The following is a 7664-nucleotide window of genomic DNA, read 5'->3' as shown; positions in this document are numbered from 1 at the left end:
TAACAGGTTTCTCGCTCGCTCATCTTCAAGCTCCCTCTCTAGGCGCTTAATTTTCTGGGCTGGCGTTTCTTTGCTTTGGGGTGATTTAGTCATAATTCTATGCGTTGGCTGGGACCAATCTAGCTTGCCGTGCTTTCTTAACCAAGTCAGAACGGTAGATCGCCCTTGAATACCATATATCTTTTGAGCTTGTTTATAGGTCATGTCGCCTTTTTCAACTGCAATTTAAAGCCCATTGTGTAATCGCACTGACTGCGCTTATGATGCGTGGGGGTTGATGTGTCCATAATAGGTCCTCAATATGTAAACCTATTTCAGGACGGGACAGGTTAATAAAAAAGGCCATTGAATTATTATTCAATGGCCTTTTTTGCATCTATTTAATAGATGCTTTTTTGCTATAACTTACGCGCCAAAGTTCTGGTTAGCGAAGTCCCAGTTTACTAGAGACCAGTAGCCTTTCAGGTAATCAGGACGTACGTTACGGTAATCGATGTAGTAAGCGTGTTCCCACAGATCACAAGTCAAGATAGCGCGCTGACGGTTAGTCATTGGCGTACCAGCATTGCTTGTGTTGATGATTTCTAGAGAGAAGTCATCGTTTTTAACTAACCAAGTCCAGCTAGAACCGAAGTTGTTAACGGCTTTATCGTTGAACTCTTCCTGGAATGCAGCGAAAGAACCCCATTTAGCGATAATTGCATCAGCAACTGGGCCAGTAGGCTCGCCACCACCATTTGGAGATAGGCTGTTCCAGTAGAACGTGTGGTTCCAGATTTGAGCAGCGTTATTGAAAACACCGCCAGCTGGAGCTGAAAGGATAATCTCTTCAAGAGTCTTTCCTTCAAATTCAGTACCAGGAACCAAACCATTTAGTTTAGTTACGTATGTGTTGTGGTGCTTGCCGTGGTGGAAATCAAGCGTTTCAGCAGAGATGTGTGGTTCTAGTGCATCTTTTGCAAATGGCAGTGCAGGTAGTTCAAAGCTCATGTGTTTTCACCTTCTTGTCGACACGTTCAGCATATCGTTGTAGTTATGGATAGCAGTTATGGACATCCCTTTCAGACAAAGATTAGATGACCCACGACATATTTGTGAGTAGATGATATCACCCTTGCTTTGTCTTTTCATGACACAATTTGTGTGTGATTAGATCTAGTTGCGACTAAAGTTTGCTGCAAATTAATAAGGCTCACTCTAGAATAACCAACCTTCAGGTAAGCTGAAGCCCATTCACTAAAACAAGAATAGATAATTCATCATGGCTAAAGTACTTCTTTGGATCTCTGCAGTATTGTTGGCGGTCTTTGTGATTAAAACGCAGTATTTAACTTCAAAAACGTACGAGCCTTTTATTGCTGGGTGTGTTGCCTCTGGCAATGCGTCGCAAGAACAGTGTGAATGTTTGTCTGACTATGTGCATAAACGTTATAGCGACTTAGAAGTGCGAGCGATTATGGATAACCGTTTAGGTGATGAGCTTTCTCAAACTAAGGTAGAGCAAGATATTCGCCAGGGCTCACAAGTGTGTGCAAACCCTTAGGCTTCGTTATTAAATGATTGTCGCGCTACTTGTTTTCAGTCGATAGAAAGTGGCGCGTCATATACAAGGCTGCAATTGCTCGTCCTTCTGTGAACTCGGGCAAAGCTATGAGCTCTTCTATATTAGATAGCGGCCAATGGACGACTTCCATAGGTTCTGGCTCATCTCCCTCAAGCTTACAAGGGTAGAGGTCTCGAGCAATAATCGCTGAAATACGGTGCCCCATATAATTGGGTGCCGATGTCATCTCCTTTAAAAAATTGAGCTTGTTAGCACCAAAGCCCGCTTCTTCCTTGAGTTCTCTATCGGCAGCAAGTTCTGCTGTCTCGCCAGGGTCAATCAAGCCTTTGGGGAGTGTCAGCGTATAATCTTCAATGCCGCCGGCATATTCTCGAATCAGAATGACATTATCTTTTGCATCGATGGCTATGATCATGACAGCGCCGTTGCCACGCGATGCTAAGCGCTCATACGTTCGTTCTACGCCATTACTAAAGCGTAGTTCTAACTCTTCTACCTGAAATAGACGGCTGCGGGCGGTAGGTGTGACCTTCAAAATCTCGGGTTTCACGGGCATACTAATATCCATTCTGATGGATTGATATAAGAGGCATTGATGTGATTGTACCTGCTACGCTTGATTGGTCCAGTATTGATACTGTTTTGTTAGATATGGACGGAACTCTGCTGGACTTACATTTTGACTCTTTCTTTTGGTTAGAGCATTTGCCGGTACGCTACGCTGATATCCACAAAATGGATGAGAAGACCGCGCGAGAGTGGTTACACGAGCGCATCATGAAGGAGTATGGGACGCTGAACTGGTATTGCTTGGATTACTGGTCTCAAGAGTTAAACGTCGATATCGTTGCTCTAAAAAAAGAAGTGGCGGATCGCATTGCTTTTAGGCCGTATGTACAAGACTTTCTTAAACAAGTGAAAGCTGCGGGAATGCGCTCAGTAATAGTGACTAATGCGCATCGTGGTAGCCTTTCATTAAAACTAGAAAGGACTGATTTAGCCGAGCGTGTTGATTCAATCGTTTGCTCACATGATTTTGGCTTACCTAAAGAAGACCTGACTTTTTGGACAAAGCTGCAGGAAGTTGAACCTTTTAACCCCCAGCGGACTCTCTTAATAGATGACAGCTTGTCTGTTTTAGCATCAGCGAAAAAGTATGGTATCCGTTATTTGTTAGCTATTTCACAACCCGATAGCCAAAGCCCAATACGTGATATCGATGAATTTGGCGCTGTAGAACACTTCCATGAGCTTAAACCTGAAGGAGGCAAAGATGTCTGAACAGGTCAAGATCCGTCTAGATAAGTGGCTATGGGCGGCACGCTTTTATAAAACTCGCGCCATCGCCAAGCAGATGGTTGACGGTGGTAAAGTGCATTATGAAGGGCAGCGAACTAAGTGCAGCAAGGTAGTTGAACTAGGTGCTACGCTGCACATTCGCCAAGGCTTTGATCAGCGTGTGATTATTGTAAAAGCTTTATCTGAGCAGCGCCGTGGCGCAGTAGACGCACAGCTATTATATGAAGAAACAGCAGAGAGTTTGGAGCGTCGAGAAAAAGAAGCGTTGCAAAGAAAAGCATTGAAAGGCGCTGACCTAAGCCCTGGACATAAGCCGGATAAACGTAGCCGTCGTCAGTTGTTAGGTGTGAAAGAGTTACAAAGAGGATAATTGCTAGCGTTTGCAGCAAAAACTTTGTGGTAAAATGGGCAACGAATAATCTTTTGTAAAAGTGAGAAATTGGCAATATGAGTAACCCTGATCAAATTCAGCGTATTTTATTTGATGATCTCGATATCCGGGGTGTGTTGGTGGGTTTGGATAAAACCTATCAGGATATGCTCGCGCTACATGACTACCCCACAGCGATACGTAATGCGTTAGGGGAGATGCTAGCCGCGGTAGCATTGCTGAGCACCACCTTAAAATTTGATGGGCGACTCTTGTTGCAGGCCCAAGGTTCGGGGACTGTTAGTGCATTGATGGCTGAAGTGAACAATAAGCGTGAATGCCGGGGTATTGCTAGGTATGACGGTGATATTGATGAGAACGCGGGCATTATTGAGTTGATCGGTGATGGTCATCTGGTGATTACGATTGAGCCAGAGGTTGGGCAGCGTTATCAGGGAATTGTACCTCTAGAAAAAGAAACATTGGCTGCTTGTTTGGCTGACTATTTTGAGCGGTCCGAGCAATTGCCAACCCAAATTCATTTGGCTGCTGATGAACATCGTGCTTCTGGTTTCTTGTTACAAGTGATGCCAGCAGCAGGTACTGCTGAAAACGACTGGGAGCATATTGAACAGATTGGTGCGACGCTCAAAGCAGAAGAGTTGCTGGAATTAGATAACGATGCATTACTCTTTCGTCTATTCCATCAAGAGCAATGTCGTTTGTATGATCCTGATTCAGTTGAATTCAAGTGTGACTGCTCGCGAGAGAGGAGTGCCAATAGTTTACAGTTTCTAACGCAAGATGAATTGCTTGAAATTATTGAAAAACAAGGTCTTATCGATGTTGCTTGTCAGTTTTGCAACGAACATTACAGCTTTGATGAAACAGATATCAGAGCAATGTTTTCAGATTCGGCACATGTGCCTAAATCTGATCAACTGCATTGATGCTGATGTGATGGCTGCCAAGCCGCGGATCTGCGGTTTTGGCATGGCATAAATCGCAACTTTTTGTAATAATATGCATCCCCAAATAATTACTCACTGTCGGTTATACGCAGAATAAAGGGGTTTTTTGCTTTTTAGGTAACGTTTTTTGGCGCCGAGCCAAGGGAATCCACAGAATGACCAAAGAAACTGAGAATACCGTACACTTTAATCTGACCCGTGCTGAGCTCGTGGAACAGGCAATTAGCCGTGGCGAAGGAACGTTGGCAGATTCCGGCGCACTAGTAGTGACTACTGGTAAGCGCACAGGGCGTTCTCCGATGGATCGTTATATCGTAGAAGAACCTAGCACTGCTGATTCTATTGACTGGGGTAGCATTAACCGCCCATTCGATGCTGATAAATTTGATGCTCTTTGGAATCGTGTTGAAGAGTACTTGGCTAGCAAAGAACATTTTGTAGCTAATGTTCATGTGGGATCTGATCCAAATCAGTACCTAGCAGTAAAAATGTCGACAGAAACAGCATGGCAGAACTTGTTCGGCCAGAACCTGTTTATCCGTCCACAAGAATACAACCCAAAAGCGAAAGAAGAGTGGCAGATTATAAATGCTGCTGACTTTGAATGTGTACCTGAGCGTGATGGCACTAATAGCGAAGGCTGTGTCATCCTTAACTTTGCTAAGCGTAAAGTTTTGTTGGCCGGTATGCGTTATGCGGGTGAAATGAAGAAAGCGATGTTCTCTGTACAGAACTTCTTGCTTCCTGAAAAAGATGTTTTGCCTATGCATTGCTCAGCAAACATCGGCGAGGATGGTAACACTACATTGTTCTTCGGGTTATCAGGTACAGGTAAAACGACCTTATCTGCAGATCCTACATGTTACCTTATTGGTGATGATGAGCATGGTTGGGGCAAAGGTGTGGTATTTAACTTGGAAGGTGGTTGTTACGCGAAGACTATCAACCTGAGCCAGAAAAACGAGCCTATCATCTGGGATGCAATTCGTTTTGGCGGAATCGTTGAAAACGTAAAGCTAGATGATAATCGTAAAGCGGATTACGATGATACTTCTCTAACCGAGAATGGTCGTTGTGCATACCCACTAGAGCATGTTGAAAAGCGCTCTGCTACTAATATGGGTGGCGAACCAAAAGCGGTTGTCTTCCTTACATGTGACTTGACGGGTGTTTTGCCTCCTGTGTCTATTTTGACAAAAGAAGCAGCGGCGTATCATTTCTTGTCTGGTTACACAGCATTAGTAGGGTCTACTGAAATGGGTTCAGGTGGTGGTATTAAATCCACTTTTTCTACCTGCTTTGGCGCTCCGTTCTTCCCACGTCCTGCTCGCGTGTACGCTGAGCTGTTAATGAAGCGTGTTGAAGAGTTTGACTCTCAGGTTTATCTGGTTAATACCGGTTGGACAGGAGGTTCTTACGGTACAGGTCAGCGTTTCAGCATTCCTACAACACGTGGTGTGATTGCTGCGATTCAGAGTGGTGCATTGAAAGGTGTTGATACTCAGGAGTTGCCGGGTATCAACTTGACCGTTCCTACTTCTGTACCGGGTGTTGATTCAGCCTTGTTGAACCCTCGCGATACATGGGAAGACAAATCGGCTTACGATGCTGCTGCACGTGACCTGATTGGCCAGTTTGTTGACAACTTCACGAAGTTTGAAGGTGTTTCTACTGACATTATTGATGCTGGCCCTAAAGTTTAAGTAATTTTGATACAAAAAGCCCCTGCTTATGTGAATAAGCAGGGGCTTTTTCGTTTATAACGCTTATAGCATCAGGGGTGATTAACTGATGCTTAGTTTAATATCTGCATTTTTTAGGTAGTCTATCTCTTGTTCAAGGTCAGCTTGAGTCAATGGGTGTTCTATCAGTACACCTTTCGCAAAATTTAGATTTAGTTTCTTCCCATCTGCTTTTAATGTAAATGCAGGCAGAGCAGAGGCATTACGACTACGATGCAAAATAACGGATAACCTGAGCAAGACGCATAGTCTCTTATAGGCATCTTTACGGCGTTCAGGTAGCTGTTTGTAATCACCTTTTGGAAATTTGCGGCGATTTCCTCGAACTAAAAATGCAAGAAGCTGCTGCTCTGATTTGGTAAAACCTGCAAGGTCGGAGTGCTGTAGCAAGTAAGCACTGTGCTTATGAAATTGGCTGTGCGCAATGGTTAAGCCTATTTCATGCGTGCGGCTTGCCCAGCTAAGCATCTCCTGATGAGAGGCTGAGTTAAGGTTCCATGCTTTTTTTACTTGCGATAGTGCTGCCAAAGCGGTGTGTTCAACACGTTGTGCATGAGCTTCATCAACATGGTAGCGTTTCATCAGAGCGGAGATTGAACGCTCGCGTATATCTTCGTGGCGTAAACGCCCAGCCATATCGTAGAGTAAGCCTTCACGAAGTGCGCCATCAGAAAAAGTCATTTCTTCTATTTTTAATGACTGGAATAGCGCCATGAGTATTGCTAGGCCTGCCGGTAAAATGGCAGTTCTTTCTGCTTTAACACCATCGATATCAAGTTCTGATAAGGTGTCGAATGAGAGGATCTGTTTTTTTAGTTGCTCTAAGCCTTTACGAGTGATGCGCTCTTCGCTAAAACCGCTGGCAATACAGGCGTTTTTTATGGCTTTTATCGTGCCGGAAGAACCAACGCTCGTAGCCCAACCGGTTTTTTTATAGCGCTCCCGGATGGAAAGTAGCTCACGCATAGCAGCATGTTCAGCATGCTTGAAGTTCTTTTCATTGATGCTGCCATCACTGAAGAAGCGGCGCGTATAGCTCACGCAGCCCATATGCAGGCTTTCCATTTCAAGTGGCTCGAAATGTTCACCGATAATACATTCGGTACTTCCTCCGCCAATATCTATTACTAGCCGGGCCCCCGTGGTATTGGCTAGGGTATGGGATACGCCTAAGTAGATAAGACGGGCTTCTTCTCTGCCGGCAATAATTTCTATAGGTATGCCCAGTACCTTTTCGGCTTGTTCGGTAAAGGTATAACGGTTGGCTGCTTCTCGAAGTGCGTTTGTGGCGACGATTTTCACTGCATCGTGTGGCAAATCACTCAATAACTGTGAAAATCGGCTTAAACAGCCAAGGCCTCTTTCCATCGCTTCGCAAGAAAGTTTTTTATCAGGACCTATGCCGGCTCCTAGCTGTACTTTTTCTGACATGATATCGACGGTAGACAACTCGCCTTGGGAGAGTCGGGCAACAACGATGTGGAAACTGTTAGAACCCAGATCAATAGCGGCGAGAAGTGAGTCGTCCGTTACTGAATCTGTATGGTTTTCTGAATTGTGCATTAAGCTAATCTTCTCTTTAGCGTTAGCGGTGTAAAAAATTCAAGAGTAGCAGAACAAAAAGACATATTCAGTGAATTAGCTCAATGAATGAAGAGAGTTCACATTTATTTCATTCAGATGGTATCATCTTGCTTTGTTTTGAAAGCACTCAGCGT

8 protein-coding genes and 1 pseudogene are annotated in these 7664 nt (G+C 44.4%); 5 read left to right on the top strand and 4 right to left on the bottom strand.

The features are described 5' to 3' along the window. Positions 1-287, bottom strand: a pseudogene (locus G511_RS23160) (IS3 family transposase); the annotation flags it as partial. Positions 288-405: 118 nt separating this feature from the next. Beyond that, positions 406-990, bottom strand: a complete 585-nt coding sequence (locus G511_RS0116210; protein WP_028470574.1) for a superoxide dismutase — start codon at positions 988-990, stop codon at positions 406-408. A gap of 271 nt (positions 991-1261) precedes the next feature. On the opposite strand from G511_RS0116210, the gene G511_RS0116205 reads away from it, so the two are divergent. Beyond that, entirely contained in the window at positions 1262-1543 is a 282-nt protein-coding gene (locus tag G511_RS0116205; RefSeq protein ID WP_028470573.1) for a hypothetical protein, read from the top strand. A gap of 25 nt (positions 1544-1568) precedes the next feature. Here the strand turns inward: G511_RS0116205 and nudE are convergent, their stop codons facing one another. Next, entirely contained in the window at positions 1569-2120 is a 552-nt protein-coding gene (gene nudE, locus G511_RS0116200; RefSeq protein ID WP_028470572.1) for an ADP compounds hydrolase NudE, read from the bottom strand. 41 nt (positions 2121-2161) lie between these two features. Here nudE and yrfG point away from each other — a divergent pair, with 41 nt between their 5' ends. The 4 genes from yrfG (at position 2162) to G511_RS0116180 (ending at position 5907) form a co-directional block, all read left to right on the top strand. Then, entirely contained in the window at positions 2162-2845 is a 684-nt protein-coding gene (gene yrfG / locus G511_RS0116195) for a GMP/IMP nucleotidase (protein WP_281170426.1), read from the top strand. Continuing rightward, positions 2838-3233, top strand: a complete 396-nt coding sequence (gene hslR, locus G511_RS0116190; RefSeq protein ID WP_036552264.1) for a ribosome-associated heat shock protein Hsp15 — start codon at positions 2838-2840, stop codon at positions 3231-3233. Before yrfG ends, hslR begins: the two co-directional genes overlap by 8 nt. A gap of 77 nt (positions 3234-3310) precedes the next feature. Further along, the gene (gene hslO / locus G511_RS0116185) at positions 3311-4183 is read left to right on the top strand and encodes an Hsp33 family molecular chaperone HslO (RefSeq protein ID WP_028470569.1); all 873 of its coding nucleotides are present in this window, start codon (positions 3311-3313) and stop codon (positions 4181-4183) included. 176 nt (positions 4184-4359) lie between these two features. Continuing rightward, the gene (locus G511_RS0116180; RefSeq protein WP_028470568.1) at positions 4360-5907 is read left to right on the top strand and encodes a phosphoenolpyruvate carboxykinase; all 1548 of its coding nucleotides are present in this window, start codon (positions 4360-4362) and stop codon (positions 5905-5907) included. An 81-nt stretch (positions 5908-5988) separates the two neighbouring features. Here the strand turns inward: G511_RS0116180 and ppx are convergent, their stop codons facing one another. Next, positions 5989-7509, bottom strand: a complete 1521-nt coding sequence (gene ppx / locus G511_RS0116175) for an exopolyphosphatase (RefSeq protein WP_028470567.1) — start codon at positions 7507-7509, stop codon at positions 5989-5991. Positions 7510-7664: the final 155 nt, after the last annotated feature.

The organism is Neptunomonas japonica DSM 18939, assembly GCF_000422765.1.
GTDB lineage: Bacteria > Pseudomonadota > Gammaproteobacteria > Pseudomonadales > Balneatricaceae > Neptunomonas > Neptunomonas japonica.
This window is presented reverse-complemented; position numbering and strand designations above follow the sequence as displayed.